The organism is Geodermatophilaceae bacterium NBWT11, from assembly GCA_014218215.1.
GTDB lineage: Bacteria > Actinomycetota > Actinomycetes > Mycobacteriales > Geodermatophilaceae > Klenkia.
The window spans coordinates 705,613-729,993 of record CP043652.1 but is presented as its reverse complement, the minus strand read 5'-3'; the positions used below and the strand labels follow the sequence as shown (position 1 = coordinate 729,993).

Genomic DNA, 24,381 nt, shown 5'->3' with positions numbered 1-24,381 from the left:
ATGAGGCGGGCGGTGTGCCCCGGGTCGTTCGACCCGGTCACCAACGGGCACGTCGACGTCATCGGCCGGGCCTCCGCGCTCTACGACGAGCTGGTCGTCGCGGTGCTGGTGAACCCGGGCAAGGCGGGGCTCTTCGACGTCGAGGAGCGGATGGCGCTGCTGCGCGAGGCGACCGCCGAGCTGCCCAACGTCGTCGTCACCTCGTTCTCCGGGCTGCTCGTGCACTGGTGTCAGCGCAACGACGTGCCGGTGGTCGTCAAGGGCCTGCGGGCCGTCGGTGACTTCGAGTACGAGCTGCAGATGGCGCAGATGAACCGCGAGCTGGCCGGCGTGGAGACCCTCTTCGTGCCGACCGCCCCCCAGGTGGGGCACCTGTCCTCCAGCCTGGTCAAGCAGATCGCCGCCTTCGGTGGCGACGTCTCGCACCTGGTGCCCCCGGCCGTGAACGCGCGCCTGGTCCAGAAGCGCACCGAGAAGGAGAGCTCGTGACCGAGGTCGTGTACCGGCTCTACGAGGTGGTCGACGAGCTCGCCTCGGTGATCGAGAACGCCCGCAGCGTCCCCATGTCCAGCTCCTGCATGGTCCCGCGGGACCACCTGCTCGACCTGCTCGACGACCTGCGCGAGGGCCTCCCCGAGGAGGTCCAGCAGGCCGGCACGATCGTCGAGCAGCGCACCGAGATCCTGGAGCAGGCCCAGGCCGAGGCCGAGCGGCTCACCGGGCGCACCCGGGCCGAGAGCGAGCAGACCGTCGCCACCGCGCGCCGGCAGCACGACGAGCTGGTCGGCACCGCCCGCCGGCAGCGCGACGACCTGATCACCGAGGCCCAGGCCCAGGTGGAGGACCTCCTCGCCCGGGCCGACGCCGAGGCCGAGCGGGTGATCGCCGACGGCGAGGCCCGGCACGCCGCGCTGCTGGCCGACGCCCAGCGCCAGGCCGCCGCCCTGGTGGCCGCCGGGCAGGCCGAGCACGACCGGCTGGTCACCGAGACCGAGGTCTACCGCGGTGCGGTCGCGCGCTCGGACGAGCTGGGCGAGCAGACCGCGGCCGAGGTGTCCCGGATGCGCGCCGAGGTCGACGAGTACGTCGACAGCCGGCTGGCCGACTTCGGCACCACCCTGGGCCACATGGTCCGCTCGGTCGACGCGGCCAGGAACCAGCTGCGCCAGCCCTGACCTCCCTCGCTGCCCCCGTCGTCCGTGCTGGGGTAACCTGGGCTGCTCCCGCACACCACGGCTGTGCCGTGCGCGGTGACCAGAGCTCCACCCCCTGCCCCCGATCGACGAGTGACCTCATGCCTGCTGCCCCCTCGCACCGCCGAGGCGCCGCGTCCACGGACCGGCGCCCCGCCGCCGACCCGTGGAAGGTCGACCTCCGCGAGCTCGGCCGTCGCCCGGGCAGCATGCGCGAGCTCGAGCGCTCGGTGCCGGCCCGCGAGGGCTGGGGCGTCGAGATGATCGGCGTGCCCGAGGACGCCCTCGTCGAGCTGCACCTGCGGCTGGAGTCGGTCATGGAGGGCGTGCTCGTCACCGGCGAGGTCGTCGCCCCGGTCACCGGCCAGTGCGCGCGATGCCTCGAGCCGATCGAGGACACGCTGACCCTCGACGTGCAGGAGCTCTACGCCTACGAGGGCAGCACCACCGAAGCCACCAGCGAGGAGGACGAGGTGCGCCGGATCGACGGTGACTTCCTCGACCTCGCGCCGCTCGTCCGGGACACCGTCGTCCTGACGCTGCCGCTCTCGCCCACCTGCACCCCGGACTGCTCGGGTCTGTGCGTCGACTGCGGCCTGCGGCTCGACGACCTCCCGGCGGACCACTCGCACGAGGTGCTCGACCCACGTTGGGCCGGGCTCGCCGACCGTTTCACCCCATCGAAGGAGAACTGACCGTGGCTGTCCCGAAGAGGCGCTTGTCGCGCTCGAACACCCACTCGCGTCGCTCGCAGTGGAAGGCCACGGCCCCCACGCTGGCGCCCTGCCCGAACCGCGCGTGCGGCGAGCTCAAGCCCCCGCACATCGCGTGCCCGACCTGCGGCCAGTACGACGGCCGTCAGGTCATCGCGGTCTGACCACGGACCACCGAGCACCCCAGCACGACCCCGTCGTGACCGGACCGACCACCCCTGGTGGCGCCGAGCACGCCGCACGGGCCGCCGACTGGCTGCGTGACGCCCTGGGCGTCACGCTGCCCGGCGGCCTGCTGGCGTTGGCGCTGACCCACCGCTCCTTCGCCTACGAGCACGGCGGGCTGCCCACCAACGAGCGGCTGGAGTTCCTGGGCGACTCGGTGCTGGGGCTCGTCGTCACCGACGAGCTCTACCGCAGCCAGCCCGACCTCCCCGAGGGACAGCTGGCCAAGCTGCGTGCCTCGGTCGTGAACATGACCTCCCTGGCGGGGGTCGCCCGCTCCCTGGGGGACGGCGGGGTCGGCCCGCACCTGCTGCTCGGGCGCGGGGAGACCAGCACCGGTGGCCGGGAGAAGGACTCGATCCTGGCCGACGCGCTGGAGGCCCTGCTGGGTGCCGTGCACGTGGGTCTCGGCCTGGACGCGGCCGGTGCGATCGTGCACCGGCTGTTCGACCCGCTGCTGGTGGAGTCCTCCACCCGCGGCGCGGGCCTGGACTGGAAGACCAGCCTGCAGGAGCTGGGCAGCGCCCAGGGCCTGGGGGCACCGGTCTACGAGGTCGAGTCCGACGGCCCCGACCACGCCAAGAGCTTCACCGCCGCCGTGCTGCTCGCCGGCCAGGTGCGCGGGACGGGCGACGGGCGGACCAAGAAGGCCGCCGAGCAGATGGCCGCCGAGGACGCCTGGCGTGCCCTCTCCGCGGTCACGCAGGGCTGAGCCGTGCCCGAGCTGCCCGAGGTCGAGGTCGTCCGGCGCGGTCTGGCCCGGTGGGTCGCCGGGCGCACGATCGCCTCGGTGGAGGTCCACCACCCGCGGGCGGTGCGCCGGCACCTGGAGGGCGTCGGTGACTTCACCGCGGCGCTGACCGGGGCCACGGTGGCCGCGGCGCACCGGCGGGGCAAGTACCTGTGGCTGCCGCTGCAGCGCGAGGGCGCACCGGTCGGGCGCGCGTTGGTCGCGCACCTCGGGATGAGCGGCCAGCTGCTGGTGGAGCTCCCCGAGGAGCCCAGCGAGAAGCACCTGCGGGCCCGGTTCGTGTTCACCGAAGGCGGCCGCGAGCTGCGCTTCGTCGACCAGCGCACCTTCGGCGGGCTCGCCGTGGAGGACACCCCGGACCCGGACGACGTCCCCACCCGGTTGGCGCACATCGCGATCGACCCGTTGGAGCCCGACTTCGACACCGAGGCCTTCACCGCGGCCATCCGCCGGCGCAAGACCGAGGTCAAGCGGGCGCTGCTCGACCAGACCCTCATCGGCGGGGTGGGCAACATCTACGCCGACGAGTCGCTGTGGCGGGCGCAGCTGCACGGCGCCCGGCCCACCGACAAGCTCACCCGGGCCCAGGTCGCCGCCCTGCTCGAGGGCGTCCGCGACGTGCTCACCCAGTCCCTGGCCCAGGGCGGCACCTCCTTCGACTCCCTCTACGTCGACGTCAACGGGCAGAGCGGGTACTTCTCCCGCTCCCTGGCGGTGTACGGGCAGCTCGACCGGCCGTGCCCGCGGTGCGGCACCCCGATCCGCCGGGAGTCGTTCATGAACCGCTCCAGCTACAGCTGCCCGGTGTGCCAGCCGCGGCCGAGGGCCCGGAGATGACCCGTCGGGTGCGCGCCTTGGTCTCCGGCGACGTGCAGGGCGTCGGCTACCGCTGGTTCGTGCGCGGCCGGGCCCAGGAGCGCGGCCTCGCCGGCTCGGCGACCAACCTGGCCGACGGGCGGGTCGAGGTCGTCCTCGAGGGTCCGGACGACGACGTGCTGGCCGTCCTGCGCGCGCTCACCGGACCGGACGCAGCCGGCCGGCCCACCGGTGCGGACGTCGTCGACGAGGACCCGCAGAGCGAGTCGGGCTTCACCACCGCCTGACGTTGACGGCGGCTCCCGGGGGCTGTCACTCTGGCCTGACCCACCCGCGCCCCCGCTCCGAGGCCGCTGCGGGACCACTTCGCACGAGAGAGGCCGCTGCGCCATGGCCAAGGCCCTGTTCGGACACGTCGTCGCCCCCCGGGACCTCCGGGTCGCCGAGGAGATCGCGGTGCTCCGCTCCCGCGTGGCCCGGCTCGAGGTCGAGGTCGCGCAGCTGCGGGCCGAGCGCGACGCGGTGATCGCCCGCGAGCTGCTGGCCATGGCGGCCGAGGAGCCCGCGCTCTCTCGGTAGCCTCCTGAGCTGTGCATCTGTCGGCGCTGACGCTCAAGGGCTTCAAGTCCTTCGCGTCGGCCACGACGATGCGCCTGGAACCCGGCATCACCGCCGTGGTGGGCCCCAACGGGTCGGGCAAGTCCAACGTCGTCGACGCCATCGCCTGGGTGCTCGGCGAGCAGGGTGCCAAGAGCCTGCGCGGCGGCACGATGGAGGACGTCATCTTCGCCGGCACCGCCGGCCGCGCCGCGCTGGGCCGCGCCGAAGTGACGCTGACGATCGACAACGCCGACGGCGCCCTGCCGATCGACTACACCGAGGTGTCGATCACCCGCCGCATGTACCGCTCCGGGGAGAGCGAGTACGAGATCAACGGCGACAAGGTGCGGCTGCTCGACGTCCAGGAGCTGCTCAGCGACTCCGGGATCGGCCGGGAGATGCACGTCATCGTCGGGCAGGGCCAGCTCGACGCGGTGCTGTCCGGGCGCCCCGAGGACCGCCGCGGGTTCATCGAGGAGGCCGCCGGGGTCCTCAAGCACCGCAAGCGCAAGGAGAAGGCGCTCCGCAAGCTGACCGCGATGGCGGCCAACCTGGACCGGCTGGCCGACCTCACCACCGAGCTGCGTCGCCAGCTGAAGCCACTGGGCCGGCAGGCCGAGGTGGCCCGCCGGGCCGCCGGGGTGCAGTCCGACCTCCGGGACGCCCGGCTCCGGTTGCTGGCCGACGACCTGGTGGCCCTGCGCACCGCGCTGGACGCCGACGTGGCCGACGAGACCGCCGCCCGGGAGCGCCGGACCCGGGTGGAGGTGGAGCTGACCGCGAGCACGACGGCGCAGGCCGGGTTGGAGTCCGCCCTCGCCGCGGACGCCCCCGCGCTGGCCGCGGCCCAGGACACCTGGTTCCGGCTGTCCACCCTGGGCGAGCGGTTCCGCAGCACGGCGGGGCTGGCCGCCGAGCGGCACCGGCACCTCTCCGCCGCCGTGGTGCCCGCGGGCTCGGGCCGCGACCCCGACCAGCTGGAGGACGAGGCCGCGCGGGTGGAGGCCACCGAGGCCGAGCTCGCCGGTCAGCTCGCCGCCGAACGGGCCCGGCTGGCCGCCGCCGTCGCCGCCCGCGCCGAGCTGGACGGCGCCCTGAGCGCGGCCGAGCGGGCCCTGGTCGCCGCGGCCCGGGCGCTCGCCGACCGTCGCGAGGGCATCGCCCGGCTCTCCGGGCAGGTCGCCGCCGCCCGGTCGCGGACCGCAGCGGGGGAGGCCGAGGTCGAGCGGCTCGCCGCCGCCGCGGTCGAGGCGTCGTCCCGGGCCGAGGCCGCTGCCGACCGGCTCGCTGCCGTCGACCCCGACGCGGGCGTCGAAGACACCGACCTGGGTGCTGCCGTGGCCGACCACGACACCGCCGTGGCCGCCCAGGCCGAGGCCACCCGGGCGGTCACCGAGCTGGCCGCGGCCGAGCGCACCGCCGAACGCGAGCGCGGGGCCGCGCGGGCCCGCCGTGACGCCCTGGCCCTCGGGCTCACCCCGGTCGACGGGGCCGCCGCGGTGCTGGCCGCCGCCGCCGACGGCGCCCTCGGCGGGGTCGCCGGCCCCGTGACCGACCGGCTGGCGGTGCACCCCGGGGACGAGGTCGCGGTGGCCGCCGCGCTCGCCGGGTGGGCCGACGCGCTGGTCGTCACCGGCCCGCGGGCGGCTGCGGACGCCCTGCAGCACCTGGCGGCCGACCGGGCCGGACGGGTGCGCCTGCTGGTGGCCGGTCAGGGGCCGGCGCTCGACCGGTCGGGGTGGCCGCCCCTGCCCGAGGGCGCCCGGTGGGCGCGGGACCTCCTCGACGCCCCGGCCGACCTCGCCCCGGCCGTGGACCGGGCCCTGGACCGGGTGGCCGTGGTCGCCGACCTCACCGCGGCCGTCGCCCTGGTGCGGGCCGCCCCCGACGTCCGGGCGGTCACCGCCGCGGGCGACCTGCTCGGCGCCGACCGGGCGAGCGGGGGCCAGCCCGACGCGCCGTCCGGGCTGGAGGTCCGGGCCCGGGTGGACGCCGCCGACGGCGAGCTGGGCACCGCCACCGCGCGCGCCGCCGAGCTGGCGGAGGCGCTGGCCCGGGCCCGGGAGGCCCAGCAGACCGCCGGCGAGGCCGTCGCCGGGGCCGCGGTGCGCCGGCGGGATGCCGAGCGCGAGCAGGCCGCCCGCGGCCGGGAGCTCGCCGGGCTGGCCGCCGACGCCCGGTCCGCCGCCGCCGAGGCGGAGCGCGCCGACGCCGCCCGGGTACGGGCCGAGCAGGCGCTGGAGCAGGCGGGCAGTGCCCTGGCCACCGCCACGGAGCGACTGGCCGGGGCCGAGGCGGCCCCGGTCGCCGACGAACCCGACCCCAGCGAGCGGGACCGGCTGCGCACCGAGGTCGCCACCGTGGCGCACACCGAGACCGAGGCCCGGCTGGGGGTGCGCACCGCCGAGGAGCGCGCCCGGTCGCTGCACGGACGCGCCGAGTCGCTGCGCCGGCAGGCCCGGCAGGAACGGGCCGCGCGTGAGCGGGCCGAGGCCGCCCGGGTGGCCCGGGCCGCCGGGGCGCGGGTCGCCGCCGAGGTGCGGGCCGGGGCCGAGGCGGCGCTGGCCGTGCTGGCCGGGTCGCTCGAGCTCGCCGTCGCCGAGCGCGACGCCCTCGCCGCGGCCCGGACCGGGCGGGAGGCCGAGCTGCTCGTCGTCCGGACGCGGGTGCGGGAGCACGCCGCCGAGCTGGACCGGCTCACCGACGAGGTGCACCGCGACGAGGTGGCCCGGGCCGAGCAGCGGCTGCGGATCGAGACGCTGGAGGCCCGCGCCGTCGAGGAGCACGGCATCGGCCTGGACACCCTCGTCGCCGAGTACGGACCGGCCGCACCGGTGCCGCCCACGCCCGCCCAGCTGGCCGCCGCCGAGGCGGCGGGTGAGGCGGCGCCGGAGCCGGTGCGCTACGTGCGGGCGGAGCAGGAGGCCCGGGCGGCCCGCGCCGAACGGGACCTGGCCACCCTCGGCCGGGTCAACCCGCTGGCGCTGGAGGAGTTCGCGGCGCTGGAGGAGCGGCACACCTTCCTCGCCACCCAGCTGGAGGACCTCAAGGCCACCCGCCGCGACCTGCTCACCGTCGTCCGCGAGGTCGACGACCGGATCCACGAGGTGTTCGCCAGCGCCTTCGCCGACACCGCCCGGGAGTTCGAGCAGGTCTTCCAGACCCTCTTCCCCGGCGGGGAGGGCCGGATCTTCCTCACCGACCCCGACGACCTGCTCACCACCGGCGTGGAGGTCGAGGCCCGCCCGCCGGGCAAGAAGGTCAAGCGGCTGTCGCTGCTGTCCGGGGGAGAGCGGTCGCTGACCGCGATCGCCCTGCTCGTCGCGATCTTCCGGGCCCGCCCCTCGCCGTTCTACGTGCTCGACGAGGTCGAGGCCGCCCTGGACGACGTCAACCTGGGCCGGCTGCTCACCCTGGTCGAGCAGCTGCGGGACACCTCGCAGCTCATCGTCATCACCCACCAGAAGCGGACGATGGAGATCGCCGACGCCCTCTACGGGGTGTCCATGCGCGGCGACGGCATCACCGGGGTGATCAGCCAGCGCCTGCGCCCGGCGGGCTGAGTCAGCCCACCAGCGCCCGGCGCAGGGCGGCCACCTGGGCGTCCCGGAACTCCCGGGAGACAGCCGCGGCGCCCTGGACGGCGTCGAAGCCGTGGTAGGCACCAGGCACCTCGAGCAGCTCGACCTCGACGCCGGCGGCCCGGAGCCGGCGGGCGTGCTCGACGTCCTCGGCGTGGAAGAGGTCGTGCGTGCCGACCCCGATCCAGGCCGGGGGCTGACCGGTCAGGTCCTCGGCGCGGGCCGGCGCGGCCAGCGGGGAGACCTCCGCCGTGTCACCCAGGTAGGACGACCAGCCGAAGCGGTTGGAGCCCGGGGTCCACACCCGCACCGCCGACGGGTCGGCGTGCGCCGTCGTCCGGTCGTCGAGCATCGGGTAGACCAGCAGCTGGAACACCAGGTCCAGGCCGCGCTCCCGGGCCAGCAGGACGGTGCCGGCGGCCAGGTTGCCCCCGGCGCTCGCGCCGCCCACGGCCACCCGGGCGGGGTCGACGTCGGCCCGGCCGGCCAGCCAGGTCAGCGCCGTCCAGCAGTCCTCCAGCGGGGTGGGGAAGGGGTGCTCGGGGGCCAGCCGGTACTCCACCGAGGCGACCACGGCGCCGAGCTCCTCGCTCACCCGGCGGCAGAACGCGTCGTCCATCGCGGCCGTGCCCGACACCAGCCCGCCGCCGTGCACCCACAGCAGGGCCGGGAACGGGCCGGGCCCGGCGGGCCGGAACAGCCGCACCGACACGTCGGGGGACACCGGGACCACCGGCACGCTGCCGTCGGGCCGGGCCAGCCGCCCGAGGAACCGCATCACCCGCAGGCTGCGGGTGCCGAGGGAGAGCTGGGGGAGGAACCGGACCTGCTGCAGGTCGGGGTGGAACGGGGGCACGGGCACCTCGCGGGGGAGTGGTGGGTCAGCCGACGACGAGGTCGACCTGCAGGGGATGGTGGTCCGAGCACGCCGAGCCGTCGAGCACCCGGGCCGCGGTGACCCGCACCTCGGGGGAGACCCAGACCTGGTCGATCCGCACCCGGGGACGGCGGGCGGGGTGGGTCAGGCCCTGGTCGCGCTTCCAGAGCTGCCAGCCCCGGGCCTGGTCGCCCCGGCTGCCGGCCTGCTGCCAGGCGTCGGCGAGCCGGGTGCGCAGCGGCACGAGCTCGGGGGCGCCGGCCGTCGCGTTCAGGTCGCCGACCACCAGGGACGCCGAGCCCGGCCCGGGCAGCAGGTCGACCAGCGCGGTGGCCTGCGCGGCCCGCTCGCGCATGGAGCCGCTGGACAGGTGGGTGGCCACCACGGTCAGCGTCCGGTCGCCCACGCCGAGCACCGCGCGCACCGCGGCCCGCGGTTCGCCGTCCCCGGGCAGGCGGTGCACCGAGTCGTCGACCATCGGCAGCCGGGACAGCACGGCGTTCCCGTACTGCCGGCGGGGCGCGTCCCGGGTGGGCCCGTCCCGGTCGATCGCCGGGCCCCAGGCCAGGGACCGCCCCAGCCCCTCGGCGAGCACGGCGGCCTGGTCGACGGTCTTGCTCCGGTCACCGAAGTGCCGGTCGACCTCCTGCAGGCAGATCACGTCGGCGTCGGTGTCGTGCAGCAGCGCAGCGATCCGGGCCAGGTCGTGCCGGCCGTCGTCCCCGACGCCGTGGTGGGTGTTGAAGGTGACCAGCCGCAGAGCGGTCCTGCCGTCGGCTCCGTCCATGCCGACCAGACTCCCATCCCCGATCATGGGGCCATGCGCATCTTCTTCACCGGTGGCACCGGCAAGGCCGGCCACCACGTGGCCCCGTACCTCGCCGAGCAGGGCCACGACGTCACCAACGCCGACCTCACCCCGCTGCGCCACGACGGCATCGTCGACCTGCGCGTCGACCTCACCGACCTCGGCCAGACGTACTCCGCGCTGGCGGGCGTGGCGCGTCCGGCCGAGCTGGACCTGCCGGCCGTGCCTGCCTACGACGCCGTCGTCCACTTCGCCGCCGTGCCGGCGATCATGCTCGCCGCCGACGGCACCACGTACGCCACCAACACCCTGAGCACCTACAACGTGCTGGAGGCCGCCACCCGCCTCGGCATCCCGAAGGTGGTCTTCGCCTCCTCGGAGACCACGTACGGCATCTGCTTCGCCCAGGGCGAGCGCAAGCCGCTGTACGTGCCGGTCGACGAGGAGCACCCGACCGTGCCCGAGGACTCCTACGCGATGAGCAAGGTCGCCGGGGAGGTGACCGCACGGTCCTTCCAGGCCCGCACCGGGGCCGACGTCTACGGCCTGCGGATCAACAACGTCATCGAGCCGCACGAGTACGCGGAGCTGTTCCCCGACTTCCTCACCGACCCCGCGCTGCGGCGGCGCAACGTGTTCGCCTACATCGACACCCGGGACCTCGGTCAGATGGTCGAGCGGTGCCTGCAGACCGACGGGCTGGGCTACCAGGTGTTCAACGTCGCCAACGCCGACACCTCGGTGGCCGCGACCACCGACGAGCTCCGGGCGCAGTTCTACGAGGGTGTCGAGCTGCGCCGCGAGATGGGCCCGCACGAGACCTTCTACTCGATCGAGAAGGCCCGCACGATGCTGGGTTACCAGCCGCAGCACTCCTGGCGCGACGTGCTGGCCGACCCGCGGGCCTGACTCAGGACAGCTCGGTGTCCAGCACCCGGGTGAACCGGGGGGTGCCGTCGTCGTCCCGGCTGGTGGCCCAGAGCCGGAACCGGGCGTCGGCGCCGTCGAGCACCAGTTCGCCGAGCTCGTTGCCGAAGAACGGACCGGCCTGCTTCTCCCAGACCAGGCCGGTCCGCGGCACCCGGGCCAGCCGGGTGATCGACCCGGTCAGCGCGCGGGCCCAGCGGCTCCAGCCCACGCGGAAGCCGATCTCGATGGCGTGCGGTGCCTTGTTGTGCAGCGGGGAGACCGTCAGCTGGTGCACCCGGCTGGTCAGGTCACCGGGCCGGGTGAGCTCGGCGGCGTAGGCGTGGTGCACGTCGCCGGACAGCACCAGCGCGGTCGCCGGCGGCTTGCCGTGCTCGCCGCGGGCCAGGGCCACCAGCGCGGCGCCCAGCCGCTCGAAGGAGGCGCCGAACGCGGCCCAGTGCTCGAGGTCGGCGGCCTGGCGCAGCTTCTCCGCGGCCCGGCCCAGGGGACGGCGGTGGTGCCGGAGGGCCAGGGTCTCGTCCCACCGCTCGATGTCGTGGATGGCGTGCGGGAGCAACCAGGGCAGCGACGTGCCGACCAGCACGTGGTCCACCCCGTCGGCCGAGGCCCGGGCCAGCGCGGACTCCACCCAGCCGAACTCGACGTCGTCGAGGATCTGCCGGTCGGTCTCGGCCAGCACCCGGCCGGCCCGGCTGTCCACCATCACCAGCCGGACGTGGTCCCAGTGCCGCACGTAGCTCCAGCGGAAGGCGGTCGGGTCGCCGTCGGCGCCCTCGGCCATCTCCCGGAGCATCGGCTCGGCGTCCTCCTGCCCCTGCATCGCCTGCCAGGTCGCGTTGTCGGCCAGCTCGGCCGGGCTGAGGTTGCCCAGGTGCTGGTAGACGAAGTAGCTGGTCAGCCCGCCGGTGATCCGGGTGCGCCACCACGGCTGGTCGACCACGGAGTCGCGCCAGGCGGCCGAGGTGTTCCAGTCGTCGATCATCTCGTGGTCGTCGAAGATCATCGAGGACGGGATCGTGGAGAGCAGCCACCGGACCTCGGGGTCGCCCCAGGACTCCCGGTACAGCCGGGTGTACTCCTCGAAGTCCGCGACCTGGACCCCGGGCGCCTCCGACAGGTCGCGGCGCCGGGCCAGCCAGGCCTGCGTGGCCGGGGTGGTCTCGTCGGCGTAGACCTGGTCGCCGAGGAGCACCAGGGCGTCGGGCCACTGGTCCTCGGGCAGGTCGGCGAGCTGCACGGCGTAGGAGTCCAGCGCGTCCGGGGCGATCCCGTCCCGCACGTCGACGGCGGCCGGTGAGGCGTAGCGGCAGGAGCCGAAGGCGATCCGGAAGGGCCCCGGCCGGCCGGGAGTGCGGATCCGGCTCGGCGGGAACGAGCTGTGCCGCGGCGGCCACACCGGCACGCCGTCCAGGCTCACGTCGTAGGGCGTCGTGCTCCCGGGCTCCAGTCCCTCGATCACGACCAGGGCGTAGTGGTGACCGGCCACGCAGAAGGTGCGGGCCTGTGCGTCCAGCACCCGGACCGTGCACGGGGCGGTGGTCTCCACCCAGACGGTCGCCGACACCGGGTCGACGTGGCGCAGCAGCGGGCCGAGCAGCAGGCGAGCGGTTTCCGGCACGCCCTCCACCCTCCCGCACCGTCCCGTGTCCCGCCCAGGCCCGGCTGGGAGACTCCTGGCATGGAGTTCGTGCTGATCGCCGTCGCGATCGTCGTCATCGCCCTGCTGGCCGGGGTGGGCCTGCTCGTCGGCCGGGGCCGCCGCACCGCCCGGCTCGACGACGACGCGGCGTCCGGCACCACGCTGACCCGCCCGCGTCCCGGCACCGGCTCGACCGCGGCCACGACCGCACCTCCCCGTCCCACCACGGCACCGCCGGTGGACGACGACCTGCTCCCGCCGGCCGACCTGCCCCCGGCCGAGCCCGAGCCCGGGCTGGTCTTCGACACCCCGCCGCCCTCGGCCGGCCGGCTCGTCCGGCTGCGCTCCCGGCTGGCCCGCTCGCAGTCCTCGCTGGGCCGCGGCCTGCTCACCGTGCTGGCCCGGGAGAAGCTGACCGAGGACGACTGGGAGGAGGTCGAGGAGACCCTGCTGGCCGCCGACGTCGGCCTGGCCGCCACCACCCAGATCGTCGACCGGCTGCGCACCCAGTCCCTCGTGCTGGCCACCGGCGACGGCGGCGCGCTGCGCGAGCTGCTGGTGCGCGAGCTGACCGCCGTCCTCGGCCCGGACATGGACCGCACCCTGGCCACCGACACGGTCACCGACCGCCCCGCCGTCCTGCTCGTGGTGGGCGTGAACGGCGCCGGCAAGACCACCACCTGCGGCAAGATCGCCCGCGTCCTGGTGGGCGACGGCAAGAGCGTCGTCCTCGGTGCCGCCGACACCTTCCGGGCCGCGGCCGCCGACCAGCTCGAGACCTGGGGCGAGCGGGTCGGCGTCCCCACCGTGCGCGGCCGCGAGGGCGGCGACCCCGCGTCGGTGGCCTTCGAGGCCGTGAAGACCGGCCGGGACGCCGGCGTCGACGCCGTGCTGGTCGACACCGCCGGGCGACTGCACACCAAGAGCGGCCTGATGGACGAGCTGGGCAAGGTCAAGCGGGTCGTGGAGAAGCAGAGCCCGGTCGACGAGGTGCTGCTGGTGCTCGACGCCACCACCGGTCAGAACGGCGTCGTCCAGGCCCGGGTGTTCACCGAGGCGGTCACCGTCACCGGCATCGTGCTCACCAAGCTCGACGGCACCGCCAAGGGCGGCATCGTGGTCGCGGTGCAGCGCGAGCTCGGCATCCCGGTGAAGCTGATCGGGCTGGGCGAGGGCGCCGACGACCTGGCGCCCTTCGAGCCGCGGGCGTTCGCCGAGGCCCTGGTCGGGAACTAGGCGGCGCTGCGCTCCCAGCGCTCCTCGATGCGCCCGAAGCGCCAGACCGCCAGGGCGATCAGCCAGGTGAGCACGAACAGCCCGACGATGGCGAAGCCGACGTACTCCAGGTCCAGCGAGGCGATCCAGGCCAGCGGGCCGGTCTCGACGCCCACGCGCTCCACGACCAGCCCGGCGAGGACCAGCAGGCCGACCACCAGGGCGATGACCACCGACAGCACGGTGACCGTGAGGTTGTAGTAGACCTTCCGCACCGGGCGGACCATCGCCCAGCCGTAGGCCCGGGTCATCAGCACGCCGTCGGCGGTGTCGAACAGGCTCATGCCGGCCATGAAGAGCACCGGCAGGACGAGGATCGCGTACCAGGGCAGCACGAACGCCGCCGATCCCGCCGCGAGCACGAGCAGGGCCACCTGGGTGGCGGTGTCGAAGCCCAGGCCCATGAGCAGGCCCACCGGGTAGAGGTGCCACGGCTTGGTCACCCGCCGCGTCACCCGGCCCAGCAGGCGCGCCAGGAACCCGCGGGTGTGCAGGTGGTGCTCGAGCTGGGCCTCGTCGTAGTCCCCGCTGCGCATCCGGCGGAACACCTTGGCGATGCCCACCACCGAGACCAGGTTCATCGCACCGATGACGAGCAGGAACGTGCCGGCGACCAGCGTGCCGATGAGGCCGAGGGTCTGCGCGGTGCCGGACTCGCCGTCCTGCACGACCCCGGCGATCGAGCGCACCCCCAGGGCCAGCAGGGCCGAGGCCACCACGACGACGGTGGAGTGGCCCAGGGAGAACCAGAAGCCGGTGCTGACGGCCGAGCGTCCCTCGCCCACGAGCTTGCGGGTGGTGTTGTCGATCGAGGCGATGTGGTCGGCGTCGAAGGCGTGCCGGACGCCGAGCAGGTAGGCGGTGAGGCCGACGCCCACCCCGAGCACCGAGCCGCCGCCGAGCTCGAAGCCACGCGGCACCACGGCCAGCAGCAGCACGCCCCAGCCGACCACGTGCAGCACGAGGACGACGCCGGACATCGCCGCGATGCTGCGGCGGTCCTCCCGGGTGAACCGCGTCGGCGCGTCGGTGGGGGCGGGGTGTGCGGTGGCCGTGGTCACGGCGGGACTGTAGTGCGACGCACTCGCATCTGCACAGGGTTCGCAACAAGACGCCGATCCACAGCCGGGTGGGTGGCGGTCGACACACCCGGGTGGTCGGCAACACGACCGGAACACCGGGGGCCGACACGCGGACCGGTGTTCACGGTCCCGAAACACGTGCGGACCGTCGTCGGAACACGACCTCGGCACGGTGTCCCTCACACCACCCCCCGCCCTCCCGGGCTCCCGACGCGGCCGATGGCCGACGACCCCTGATCAGGAGGTTGCCGTGGTCAACACCGGCGACACAGCCTGGATCCTCACCAGCGCGGCCCTCGTGCTGCTGATGACCCCAGGACTCGCGCTCTTCTACGGCGGCATGGTCCGCGCGAAGAGCGTCCTCAACATGATGATGATGAGTTTTGGAGCCGCAGCGCTGATCAGCGTGCTCTGGGTGCTCTACGGTTACTCGTTCGCCTTCGGCAACGACGTCGGCGCCGGCCTGCTGGGTGACCCCACCGAGTTCTTCGGGCTCGCGGGCCTCATGGAGGACGTCACCACCGACGCCGGCGGCTACCCGGTCATGGCGTTCGTCGGCTTCCAGGCCGTCTTCGCGATCATCACCGTCGCGCTGATCTCCGGTGCCATCGCCGACCGCGCCAAGTTCGGTGCCTGGATGGTGTTCGCCGGCGTCTGGGCGACCGTCGTCTACTTCCCGATCGCGCACTGGGTCTTCGACTTCACCCTGACCGACGAGGACGGCACGGTCACCCACGTCGGTGGCTGGATCGCCAACAACCTCGCCGCCGTCGACTTCGCCGGTGGCACCGCGGTGCACATCAACGCCGGTGCCGCGGGCCTCGCCCTGGCCCTGGTGCTCGGCAAGCGTCGCGGCTTCGGCCGGGAGGCCATGCGCCCGCACAACCTGCCGCTGGTCATGATCGGCGCCGGGCTGCTGTGGTTCGGCTGGTTCGGCTTCAACGCCGGCTCCGCCCTGGCCGCCAACAACACCGCCGCGGTGGTCTGGGTCAACACCCTGGTCGCCACCGGTGCCGCCGTCCTGGGCTGGCTGCTGACGGAGAAGATCCGCGACGGCCACTCGACCTCCCTCGGTGGCGCCTCCGGCGTCGTCGCCGGTCTGGTCGCGATCACCCCGGCCTGTTCCGCGGTCTCGCCGATCGGGGCGATCATCATCGGCGTCCTGGCCGGTGTGCTCTGCGCCCTGGCCGTCGGCCTGAAGTACCGCTTCGGCTACGACGACTCCCTCGACGTCGTCGGCGTGCACCTCGTCGGCGGCCTCTGGGGCACCATCGCCATCGGCTTCGTCGCCGACCCCGACGCCCCCGCCGGTGTCGAGTCGCTGGTCTTCGGCGGCAGCGTCGACCAGCTGTGGCGCCAGGTCGTCGGCGCCCTCGCCGTCCTCGTGGTCTCCTTCGTCCTCACCTACGTGATCGGCCTGATCATCGAGAAGACGATGGGCTTCCGGATCACCGAGGAGGACGAGGTCGCCGGCATCGACAACGTCGTGCACGCCGAGTCCGGCTACGACTTCACCAGCCTGAGCGGCGGCAGCGGTTCGGCCCTGCACCAGGCGACGACGGCCAAGACCGTGGAGGGTTCCCACTCATGAAGCTGATCACCGCGATCGTCAAGCCGTTCAAGCTCGACGACGTCAAGAACGCCCTCGAGCTGATCGGCATCGCCGGCCTCACCGTCTCCGAGGTGCAGGGCTTCGGCCGGCAGCGCGGGCACACCGAGGTCTACCGCGGTGCGGAGTACCAGGTGGACTTCGTCCCCAAGGTGCGCATCGAGGTCGTCGTCGGCGAGACCGACGCCGCCCGGGTGGTGGACGCGGTCGTCGAGTCCGCCAGCACCGGCCAGATCGGTGACGGCAAGGTGTGGGTGACCACGATCGACGAGATCGTCCGGGTCCGTACCGGCGAGCGCGGGGCCGACGCCCTGTAGTCGTTCCCGCCCCGTCGACGTCGGCCGGGGTGGTGGGTCCGCCCACCACCCCGGCCGACGCCGTTCCCGCCCTCCCCCCACCCGACCGCGGCGCCGTCGCCGCCCTCGTGGAAGGTGCCCTGCGTGCCCGACTCCCCGGACCCCGTGACGCTGGCCGAGCTCGGCCGCCCCGAGCGGGTCGCCGCCCTCGACACCTGGCTGGGCGAGCTGCTCGCCGCCGCCCTGGCCGGCGCACCGGCACCGAAGGCCCGCCGCGGCCAGACGCCCGCGCCAGCCGGCACCGGGGTCTCCCTCGTCGCCGTCGGCAGCCTGGGGCGCCGCGAGCCCGCCCCGTACGGGGACCTCGACCTGGTCCTGGTGCACGACGGGCGCGCCGAGATCGGCGCCGTCGCCGATGCGCTCTGGTACCCCGTCTGGGACGCCGGCCACAAGCTGGACCACTCCGTGCGCACCGTCGCCGAGGCCGTGCAGGTCGCCGGCACCGACGTGAAGGCCGGGCTGGGGCTGCTCGACGTCCGGCACGTCGCCGGGGACGCCGAGCTGTCGGCCCGGCTGCGCACCGCCACGCTGGCCGGCTGGCGGCAGCACGCCGCCCGGCTGCTGCCCGAGCTCCGCGACATCCGCCGGGGCCGGGTGCGCACCGTGGGGGAGCTGGGCTTCCTGCTCGAGCCCGACCTCAAGGAGGCCTACGGCGGCCTGCGCGAGGGGCAGGTGCTCCGCGCGCTGTCCACCGCCCAGCTGGTCGACGAGCCCCCCGCCGACGCGGGGGAGGCCTACGCGTTCCTGGTCGACGTCCGCGACGAGCTGCGCCGGCGCACCCGCCGCGCCTCGGACGTGCTGGTGCGCCAGGAGCAGCGCGGGGTCGCCGAGGCCCTGGGTCTCGCCGACGACGACGTGCTGCTCCGGCAGGTCAGCCTGGCCGGACGGCGGTTGGCCTTCGTCGCCGACGAGACCTGGCGCCGGGTCGAGGCCGCCCTGGTCCGGCGTCCGCGCACCCGCTACCGCCGGGTCCGCCGCGAGCCGCTGGCCGAGGGCGTCGTCCGGCAGGGCGACGAGGTGGTGCTGGCCCGGGACGCCCGCCCCGCCGTGGACGCCGGGCTGGTGCTCCGCGGGGCCGCCGCCGCCGCGCGCGCGGACCTGCTGCTCTCCCCGTACACGCTCAAGGTGCTCGCCGTGCACGCCCCGCCGTTGCCCGAGCCCTGGCCCTCGGAGGTGCGCTGGTCCTTCCTGCGGCTGCTGGCCAGCGGGCGCAGCGCCGTCCCGGTGATCGAGCAGCTGGACCAGGAGGGGCTGCTGTCCCGGATGCTGCCGGAGTGGGACCGGGTGCGGTCCCTGCCCCAGCGCCACCCCTGGCACCGGTTCACCGTCGACCGGCACCTCGTGGAGGCCGCGGCGGCCGCGGCCGAGCTGACCCGCGACGTCGACCGGCCCGACCTGCTGCTGGTCGGTGCGCTGCTGCACGACATCGGCAAGGGCTGGCCCGGTGACCACACCGACGTCGGCGTGGTCGTGATCCGGGAGACCGCGACCCGGATGGGCTTCACCCCCGACGACGTCGACGTGCTGGTGGCGATGGTGCGCTGCCACCTGCTGCTGCCCGACGTGGCCACCCACCGCGACATCGACGACCCGGCGACCATCGACCGGGTGGTGGACGCCATCGGCGCCGACCCCGCGCTGCTGCAGCTGCTGCACGCCCTGGCCCAGGCCGACGGTGCGGCCACCTCGACGTCGGCCTGGTCGCCGTGGAAGGCCCACCTGGTCGCCGCCCTGGTCGGCCGGGTGGCGGCGCGGCTGGGCAGCACCACCGTGCCCGAGCCGGTGCTGGAGCCCAGCGACCCGCAGGCCACCGCCCCCGCCCCGGCCATCCCCGGGCAGACCCAGCCGGTCACCGTCGGCATCGAGGACGTGCCCGACGGGCAGCAGGTCACCTTCGGGGCGCCGGACCGGCCGGGCCTGTTCAGCCTGTGCTCGGGGGTGCTGGCGCTCAACCAGCTCGACGTCCGGGCCGCCCGGGTGACCGTCGAGGGCGGGCACACCACGGCGGTCTTCGCCGTCCGGCCGCGGTTCGGGCGGGCCCCGGTGCCCGAGATCCTGGCCGACTCGGTGCGCGCGGCGCTGGAGGGCAGCCTGCCGTTGGCCGACCGGCTGGCGCAGCGGGAGAAGGACTACAGCCAGGACGGGAAGCGGGGCGCCCCGCCGCGGGTGGCCTGGTTCGACGCCGAGGCCACCGGGGCCGCGGCGAGCCTGGTGGAGGTGCGCGCCGCCGACCGGGCCGGGTTGCTCTACCGGCTCACCGCGGCCCTGGCCGCCGAGGGGCTGGACGTCACCTCGGCGACCGTGGAGACGCTCGGGGCCGACGCGGTGGACGCGTTCTACCTGGCCGACCCCTCCGGCACCCCGGTGGACGCCGACCAGCGCTCCCGGGCCGAGCAGGCCCTGCTCGCCGCCGCGGCCGGGGTCGCCCCGGATCCCGTGCCCCGCTGAGCGCGCCCCGCGGTCGATACGCTGGGCACCGGTCGCGCCGCGAGTCGGCCCGCCCACCCCTGATCCACCTGCGTGAGGACGTGTTGTGTTCGAGACCCTCTCCGACCGGCTCGAAGCGGTCTTCACCGGGCTGCGTGGCAAGGGCCGGCTCTCCGACGCCGACATCGACGCCACCGCCCGGGAGATCCGGATCGCGCTGCTCGAGGCCGACGTCGCGCTGCCGGTGGTCCGCACGTTCATCACCTCGGTCAAGGACCGGGCCCGCGGCGCCGAGGTCAGCCAGGCGCTGAACCCGGCCCAGCAGATCATCAAGATCGTCAACGAGGAGCTCGTCGGCGTCCTGGGCGGGGAGACCCGGCGGATCCGCTACGCCAAGAACTCCCCGACGGTGATCATGCTGGCCGGCCTCCAGGGCGCCGGCAAGACCACCCTGGCCGGCAAGCTCGGCCGCTGGCTCAAGGCCCAGGGCCACACCCCGCTGCTGGTGGCCTGCGACCTGCAGCGCCCCAACGCGGTGAACCAGCTGTCCATCGTCGCGGGGCAGGCCGGGGTGGACGTCTACGCCCCGCAGCCGGGCAACGGCGTCGGTGACCCGGTGGCCGTGGCCCGGGAGTCCATCGAGCACGCCCGCCGCACCATGCACGACGTCGTCGTCGTCGACACCGCCGGTCGCCTGGGCATCGACGCCGAGCTGATGGCCCAGGCCGCCGGCATCCGGGACGCCGTCCAGCCCGACGAGACGCTGTTCGTCGTCGACGCGATGATCGGCCAGGACGCCGTCACCACGGCGATCGCCTTCCAGGAGGGCGTCGGGTTCTCCGGCGTCGTGCTCACCAAGCTCGACGGCGACGCCCGCGGTGGTGCCGCGCTGAGCGTGCGGGGCGTGACCGGCCAGCCGATCATGTTCGCCTCGACCGGTGAGAAGCTCACCGACTTCGACGTCTTCCACCCCGAGCGGATGGCCTCGCGCATCCTCGGCATGGGCGACGTCCTCACCCTCATCGAGCAGGCCGAGCAGGCCTTCGACGCCGACCAGGCCGAGGCCATGGCCGGCAAGCTGGCCAGCCGCGAGGGCTTCACCCTCGAGGACTTCCTCGAGCAGATGCTGGCCATCCGCAAGATGGGCCCGATCGCCAACCTGCTGGGCATGCTGCCCGGGGCCGGGGCGATGAAGGAGCAGCTCAAGCAGGTCGACGACCGCGACCTGGACCGCACCGCGGCGATCATCCGGTCGATGACCCCGGGGGAGCGGGTCACCCCGAAGATCATCAACGCCTCGCGCCGGGTCCGGATCGCCAACGGCTCCGGGGTCACGGTCACCGAGGTGAACTCGCTGCTGGAGCGCTTCGTCCAGGCCCAGAAGATGATGGGCCAGATGGCCGGCAGCATGGGCATGCCCGGCATGGGCCCGATGTCGAAGAAGGCCCGCGGTCGCCAGCAGCAGGCGGCGGCCCGCAAGGGCAAGAAGGGCAAGAAGGCCCCCGCCCGCCGGGCGATCGGTGGCGGCGGGGCGGGCGGGGGTCTGCCGGGCGGCATCCCCGGGCTGCCCCCGGGCCAGGGCGTGCCGGACCTCAGCAAGCTGGACTTCAGCCAGTTCAAGGACCGCTGACCGCCGTGCTGCACCTGTCGGGGGTGCTGCTGCCCCAGGGCGAGCAGTGCGACCTGTGGGTGCGGGACGGTCGGATCACGTTCGAGCGCGTGCCCGGGGCCGAGACGGTCTCCCGCGGCGGGTTCGTGCTGCCCGGCCTGGTCGACGCGCACTGCCACGTCGGCATCGCCCGCGGGGGCGGGCACCTGACCGACCTGGCCGACGCCCGGGCCCAGGCGGTCACCGAGCGGGACGCCGGGGTGCTGCTGCTGCGCGACTGCGGGTCCCCGGTCGACACCCGCGCCCTGGACGACGACGAGGACCTCCCGCGCATCCTGCGGGCCGGCCGGCACGTGGCCAGGCCCCGCCGCTACCTCCCCGGGCTCGGCGTCGAGGTGGAGCCGGCGGACCTGGTCGCCGAGGTGCGCACCCAGGCCCGCGCCGGGGACGGCTGGGTCAAGCTGGTGGGGGACTGGATCGACCGCGGCGCCGGCGACCTGGGCCCGCTGTGGCCGGCCGAGGCGCTCGTCGCCGCGATCGCCGCCGCCCACGAGGAGGGCGCCCGGGTCACCGCGCACACCTTCGGCACCGACGCGCTGCCCGACCTGATCGCCGCGGGCATCGACTGCATCGAGCACGGCACCGGCCTCACCGAGGACCTGGTCGCCGAGATGGCGGCCCGCGGCACCGCCGTCGTCCCCACGCTGGTGAACGTGGAGAACTTCCCCGGCTTCGCCGAGGCCGGGCAGGCCAAGTTCCCCGCCTACGCCTCCACGATGCGGCGGCTGTACGCCTCGTCCGGCGCCGTCGTGCGGGCCGCGTACGAGGCGGGGGTGCCGGTGTTCGCCGGCACCGATGCCGGGGGCGGCATCGACCACGGGGTCATCGCCGACGAGATCCGGGCGCTGCACACCGCGGGCCTGCCCGCCGAGGCGGCGCTGGCCGCCGGTTCCTGGGCGGCCCGGGAGTGGCTGGGCCTGCCGGGCCTGGTCGAGGGCGCCCCCGCCGACCTGGTCGTCTACGACGCCGACCCGCGCGCGGACCTCGACGTGCTGCAGCGACCGCAGCTGACCGTGCTGCGCGGCCGCGTCGTCGCCTGATCGAAACCCGTTCGGGGGCGCCTGGGAGACTCCGGTCGTGCTCCTCCGGATGTCCTCCCTGTTCCTGCGCACGCTGCGCGACGACCCCGCCGACGCCGAGGTGCCCAGCCACCGGCTGCTGGCCCGCGGCGGGTACATCCGGCGCTCGGCGCCCGGTGGCTTCACCTGGTTGCCGCTGGGCTGGCGGGTGTTCCGCAACGTGGAGCGGATCGTCCGCGAGGAGATGGACGCGATGGGCGCCCAGGAGGTCCACTTCCCGGCGCTGCTGCCCCGCGAGCCCTACGAGCGCACCGGCCGCTGGACCGAGTACGGCGACAACCTCTTCCGGCTGCGGGACCGCAAGGGCGCGGACTTCCTCCTCGGGCCCACCCACGAGGAGATGTTCACGCTCCTGGTGAAGGACCTCTACGGCTCCTACAAGGACCTCCCGGTCTCGCTGTACCAGATCCAGACCAAGTACCGGGACGAGGCGCGGCCCCGGGCCGGGCTGTTCCGCACCCGCGAGTTCGTGATGAAGGACAGCTACAGCTTCGACGTCTCCGACGCCGGGCTCGAGCGCTCCTACGCCGCGCACCGCGAGGCCTACACCCGGGTGTTCGACCGGCTGGGCCTGGAGGTCGTGATCGTGTCGGCCACCTCGGGGGCGATGGGCGGCTCCCGCTCCGAGGAGTTCCTGCACCCCACCCCGGTCGGCGAGGACACCTTCGTCCGCTCGGCCGGCGGCTACGCGGCCAACGTCGAGGCGGTCACCACCGTCGTCCCCGACTCCGTCCCGCTCGAGGGCCTGCCGGCCGCGCACGTCGAGGACACCCCCGACACCCCGACCATCGACACCCTGGTGGCGGTGGCGACCGAGCGGTTCCCCGACGCCGGGTACACCGCGGCGCACACCCTGAAGAACGTCGTGGTGACCCTGCGGCACCCCGACGGCACCCTCGAGCCCGTCGTCATCGGCCTGCCCGGCGACCGGGACGTCGACACCAAGCGCCTGGAGGCCCAGGTCGCCCCCGCCGAGGTCGAGCCCTTCACCGACTTCGCCGGCAACCCCGCACTGGTCAAGGGCTACATCGGGCCGCAGGTGCTGGGCAGCGACTCCGCCTCGGGCATCCGGTACCTGGTCGACCCCCGCGTCGTCCCGGGCACCGCCTGGATCACCGGCGCCAACGAGGCCGGCAAGCACGTGTTCGACCTCGTCGCCGGCCGGGACTTCACCTGGGACGGCGTCGTCGAGGCCGCCGAGGTGCGCGCCGGGGACCCCGCGCCCGACGGCTCCGGCCCGCTGGAGCTCGCCCGGGGCGTCGAGATGGGCCACGTGTTCCAGCTCGGCCGCAAGTACGCCGAGGCCCTCGACCTCAAGGTGCTCGACGAGAACGGCAAGCTCGTCACCGTCACCATGGGCTCCTACGGCATCGGGGTCTCCCGCGCCGTCGCCGCCATCGCCGAGTCGCTGCACGACGAGCTCGGCCTGGTCTGGCCGCGGGCGATCGCCCCGGCCGACGTGCACGTGGTCGCCACCGGCAAGGACGCCGCGGTCTTCGAGGCCGCCCAGGCGTTGTCCGAGGAGCTCGTCGCCGCCGGGCTCACCGTGCTGTACGACGACCGGCCGAAGGTCAGCCCCGGCGTGAAGTTCAAGGACGCCGAGCTGCTCGGGATGCCGACCATCGTCACCGTCGGCCGCGGCCTGGTCGACGGCGTCCTCGAGCTGCGCGACCGGGCCACCGGCGACCGCCAGGAGATCCCGGTGGACGGTGCCGCCGCCGCGGTGCTGGCCGCCGTCCGCGCGTAACTGCCCCGCCCACCCCGGCGTCGATCAGCTGGGACGACCACCGTGCGTCCTCCTCCACCGACCCCGGTGGCTGAGGACGCACGCTGCTCGTCGGAGCTGATCGACGCCGGGGGTGCCGTGGGCCTCGGGGCGGGCCACCCGGGGCTCCCTCGTCGTCTGGCATGATGAGCGGTCGAACACGTCGGCAGGCGGCCCTCTCACCGTCGTCGTCCGTGTCCATCGCACCGCCCAGGCGTATCCCCACGCGTCCTCCGGGCGGGCACCCACGATCTCGTACGAGGAGCACACCACACACCGTGGCCACCAAGATCAAGCTCATGCGTCTCGGCAAGATGCGCGCGCCCTACTACCGCATCGTCGTCGCCGACGCCCGCACCAAGCGGGACGGCCGGTCCATCGAGACCATCGGCAAGTACCACCCCAAGGAGGACCCCTCCTTCATCGAGGTCGACGCCGAGCGCGCCGCCTACTGGCTCGGTGTCGGCGCCCAGCCGACCGAGGCCGTCGCCGCCATCCTGCGGGTGACCGGTGACTGGCAGAAGTTCAAGGGCGAGCCGGCTCCGGCCCCCATGCGCGTCGCCGAGCCCAAGCCGGACAAGAAGGCCGCCTACGAGGAGGCCGCCCGCGCTGCCGCCGACGAGCCGGCCGCCGGTGCGACCACCCCGAAGAAGAAGGCCGCTCCCAAGGCCGACGAGAAGCCCGCTGACGACACCGCGCCCGCCGGCGACACCGCCGCCGAGACGCCTGCCGCCGAGTAAGTCGTGCTCGAAGAAGCGCTCGAGCACCTGGTCAAGGGCATCGTCGACAACCCCGACGACGTCGCGGTCGACCTGGTCAACGGTCGTCGTGGCAAGACCCTCGAGGTCCGGGTCGCCCCCGAGGACCTCGGCAAGGTCATCGGCCGCGGCGGACGCACCGCCAAGGCCCTGCGCCAGGTCATGACCGGTGTCGGGGGGCGCGGCCTGCGGGTCGACGTCGTCGACACCGACGGGCGCTGAGCACCA

The 24,381-nt window shown here is 74.6% G+C and carries 23 protein-coding genes; 19 read left to right on the top strand and 4 right to left on the bottom strand.

Going from position 1 to position 24,381, the window contains the following annotated elements; genetic code table 11:
* The 9 genes from coaD (at position 1) to smc (ending at position 7,861) form a co-directional block, all read left to right on the top strand.
* Positions 1 to 489 (top strand): pantetheine-phosphate adenylyltransferase, encoded by a 489-nt coding sequence (gene coaD, locus F1C76_03455; protein QNG38985.1) that lies wholly within the window; start codon positions 1 to 3, stop codon positions 487 to 489.
* Positions 486 to 1,175: an ATP synthase F0 subunit B gene (locus F1C76_03450; GenBank protein ID QNG35772.1), complete on the top strand. Its 690-nt coding sequence runs from the start codon at positions 486 to 488 to the stop codon at positions 1,173 to 1,175. The genes coaD and F1C76_03450 overlap by 4 nt, the downstream gene beginning before the upstream one ends.
* Before the next feature lie 119 nt (positions 1,176 to 1,294).
* Positions 1,295 to 1,888 (top strand): DUF177 domain-containing protein, encoded by a 594-nt coding sequence (locus tag F1C76_03445; protein QNG35771.1) that lies wholly within the window; start codon positions 1,295 to 1,297, stop codon positions 1,886 to 1,888.
* A 2-nt stretch (positions 1,889 to 1,890) separates the two neighbouring features.
* On the top strand, positions 1,891 to 2,070 hold the full coding sequence (locus F1C76_03440) for a 50S ribosomal protein L32 (GenBank protein ID QNG35770.1): 180 nt from the start codon (positions 1,891 to 1,893) through the stop codon (positions 2,068 to 2,070).
* 35 nt (positions 2,071 to 2,105) lie between these two features.
* Entirely contained in the window at positions 2,106 to 2,843 is a 738-nt protein-coding gene (locus F1C76_03435; protein QNG35769.1) for a ribonuclease III, read from the top strand.
* A 3-nt stretch (positions 2,844 to 2,846) separates the two neighbouring features.
* The gene (mutM, locus tag F1C76_03430; protein QNG35768.1) at positions 2,847 to 3,719 is read left to right on the top strand and encodes a bifunctional DNA-formamidopyrimidine glycosylase/DNA-(apurinic or apyrimidinic site) lyase; all 873 of its coding nucleotides are present in this window, start codon (positions 2,847 to 2,849) and stop codon (positions 3,717 to 3,719) included.
* Complete coding sequence (locus F1C76_03425) at positions 3,716 to 3,985, top strand: acylphosphatase (protein ID QNG38984.1); 270 nt, start codon at positions 3,716 to 3,718, stop codon at positions 3,983 to 3,985. The genes mutM and F1C76_03425 overlap by 4 nt, the downstream gene beginning before the upstream one ends.
* A gap of 103 nt (positions 3,986 to 4,088) precedes the next feature.
* On the top strand, positions 4,089 to 4,277 hold the full coding sequence (locus tag F1C76_03420; GenBank protein ID QNG35767.1) for a hypothetical protein: 189 nt from the start codon (positions 4,089 to 4,091) through the stop codon (positions 4,275 to 4,277).
* An 11-nt stretch (positions 4,278 to 4,288) separates the two neighbouring features.
* Complete coding sequence (gene smc, locus F1C76_03415; protein ID QNG35766.1) at positions 4,289 to 7,861, top strand: chromosome segregation protein SMC; 3,573 nt, start codon at positions 4,289 to 4,291, stop codon at positions 7,859 to 7,861.
* Position 7,862: 1 nt separating this feature from the next.
* Here the strand turns inward: smc and F1C76_03410 are convergent, their stop codons facing one another.
* Entirely contained in the window at positions 7,863 to 8,657 is a 795-nt protein-coding gene (locus F1C76_03410; GenBank protein QNG38983.1) for an alpha/beta hydrolase, read from the bottom strand.
* 103 nt (positions 8,658 to 8,760) lie between these two features.
* Positions 8,761 to 9,543, bottom strand: coding sequence for an endonuclease (locus F1C76_03405; GenBank protein ID QNG35765.1), 783 nt, complete (start codon positions 9,541 to 9,543; stop codon positions 8,761 to 8,763).
* Between the two features lie 33 nt (positions 9,544 to 9,576).
* On the opposite strand from F1C76_03405, the gene F1C76_03400 reads away from it, so the two are divergent.
* Entirely contained in the window at positions 9,577 to 10,473 is an 897-nt protein-coding gene (locus tag F1C76_03400) for an NAD(P)-dependent oxidoreductase (GenBank protein ID QNG35764.1), read from the top strand.
* A 1-nt stretch (position 10,474) separates the two neighbouring features.
* On the opposite strand, the gene F1C76_03395 is transcribed toward F1C76_03400, so the two are convergent.
* Entirely contained in the window at positions 10,475 to 12,121 is a 1,647-nt protein-coding gene (locus F1C76_03395) for an alkaline phosphatase family protein (GenBank protein QNG35763.1), read from the bottom strand.
* A 51-nt stretch (positions 12,122 to 12,172) separates the two neighbouring features.
* On the opposite strand from F1C76_03395, the gene ftsY reads away from it, so the two are divergent.
* Positions 12,173 to 13,369, top strand: a complete 1,197-nt coding sequence (ftsY, locus tag F1C76_03390) for a signal recognition particle-docking protein FtsY (GenBank protein ID QNG35762.1) — start codon at positions 12,173 to 12,175, stop codon at positions 13,367 to 13,369.
* On the opposite strand, the gene F1C76_03385 is transcribed toward ftsY, so the two are convergent.
* A complete protein-coding gene (locus F1C76_03385; GenBank protein ID QNG38982.1) occupies positions 13,366 to 14,388 on the bottom strand; it encodes a HoxN/HupN/NixA family nickel/cobalt transporter in 1,023 nt (340 codons plus the stop codon). The genes ftsY and F1C76_03385 overlap by 4 nt on opposite strands.
* Positions 14,389 to 14,740: 352 nt before the next feature.
* Here F1C76_03385 and F1C76_03380 point away from each other — a divergent pair, with 352 nt between their 5' ends.
* The 8 genes from F1C76_03380 (at position 14,741) to F1C76_03345 (ending at position 24,375) form a co-directional block, all read left to right on the top strand.
* Positions 14,741 to 16,081: an ammonium transporter gene (locus F1C76_03380; GenBank protein ID QNG35761.1), complete on the top strand. Its 1,341-nt coding sequence runs from the start codon at positions 14,741 to 14,743 to the stop codon at positions 16,079 to 16,081.
* Positions 16,078 to 16,416 carry a P-II family nitrogen regulator gene (locus tag F1C76_03375; protein ID QNG35760.1) on the top strand — a complete coding sequence of 113 codons (339 nt, stop codon included), beginning with the start codon at positions 16,078 to 16,080 and terminating at the stop codon, positions 16,414 to 16,416. Before F1C76_03380 ends, F1C76_03375 begins: the two co-directional genes overlap by 4 nt.
* Before the next feature lie 144 nt (positions 16,417 to 16,560).
* On the top strand, positions 16,561 to 18,903 hold the full coding sequence (locus tag F1C76_03370; protein QNG38981.1) for a [protein-PII] uridylyltransferase: 2,343 nt from the start codon (positions 16,561 to 16,563) through the stop codon (positions 18,901 to 18,903).
* An 85-nt stretch (positions 18,904 to 18,988) separates the two neighbouring features.
* Positions 18,989 to 20,512 carry a signal recognition particle protein gene (locus F1C76_03365; protein ID QNG35759.1) on the top strand — a complete coding sequence of 508 codons (1,524 nt, stop codon included), beginning with the start codon at positions 18,989 to 18,991 and terminating at the stop codon, positions 20,510 to 20,512.
* Between the two features lie 8 nt (positions 20,513 to 20,520).
* Complete coding sequence (locus tag F1C76_03360) at positions 20,521 to 21,591, top strand: amidohydrolase family protein (GenBank protein QNG38980.1); 1,071 nt, start codon at positions 20,521 to 20,523, stop codon at positions 21,589 to 21,591.
* Between the two features lie 37 nt (positions 21,592 to 21,628).
* Complete coding sequence (locus tag F1C76_03355; GenBank protein ID QNG35758.1) at positions 21,629 to 23,377, top strand: proline--tRNA ligase; 1,749 nt, start codon at positions 21,629 to 21,631, stop codon at positions 23,375 to 23,377.
* A gap of 296 nt (positions 23,378 to 23,673) precedes the next feature.
* Entirely contained in the window at positions 23,674 to 24,135 is a 462-nt protein-coding gene (locus F1C76_03350) for a 30S ribosomal protein S16 (protein ID QNG35757.1), read from the top strand.
* A gap of 3 nt (positions 24,136 to 24,138) precedes the next feature.
* On the top strand, positions 24,139 to 24,375 hold the full coding sequence (locus tag F1C76_03345; protein QNG35756.1) for an RNA-binding protein: 237 nt from the start codon (positions 24,139 to 24,141) through the stop codon (positions 24,373 to 24,375).
* The last annotated feature ends 6 nt before the right edge of the window (positions 24,376 to 24,381 follow it).

Excerpts from the sequence above, each read along its gene's own strand:
- coaD (QNG38985.1), top strand. The coding sequence starts at position 1 with ATGAGGCGGGCGGTGTGCCCCGGGTCGTTCGACCCGGTCACCAACGGG.
- F1C76_03445 (QNG35771.1), top strand. The coding sequence starts at position 1,295 with ATGCCTGCTGCCCCCTCGCACCGCCGAGGCGCCGCGTCCACGGACCGG.
- F1C76_03425 (QNG38984.1), top strand. The coding sequence starts at position 3,716 with ATGACCCGTCGGGTGCGCGCCTTGGTCTCCGGCGACGTGCAGGGCGTC.
- F1C76_03420 (QNG35767.1), top strand. The coding sequence starts at position 4,089 with ATGGCCAAGGCCCTGTTCGGACACGTCGTCGCCCCCCGGGACCTCCGG.
- F1C76_03410 (QNG38983.1), bottom strand. The coding sequence starts at position 8,657 with ATGCGGTTCCTCGGGCGGCTGGCCCGGCCCGACGGCAGCGTGCCGGTG.
- F1C76_03405 (QNG35765.1), bottom strand. The coding sequence starts at position 9,543 with ATGGACGGAGCCGACGGCAGGACCGCTCTGCGGCTGGTCACCTTCAAC.
- F1C76_03400 (QNG35764.1), top strand. The coding sequence starts at position 9,577 with ATGCGCATCTTCTTCACCGGTGGCACCGGCAAGGCCGGCCACCACGTG.
- ftsY (QNG35762.1), top strand. The coding sequence starts at position 12,173 with ATGGAGTTCGTGCTGATCGCCGTCGCGATCGTCGTCATCGCCCTGCTG.
- F1C76_03385 (QNG38982.1), bottom strand. The coding sequence starts at position 14,388 with ATGTCCGGCGTCGTCCTCGTGCTGCACGTGGTCGGCTGGGGCGTGCTG.
- F1C76_03375 (QNG35760.1), top strand. The coding sequence starts at position 16,078 with ATGAAGCTGATCACCGCGATCGTCAAGCCGTTCAAGCTCGACGACGTC.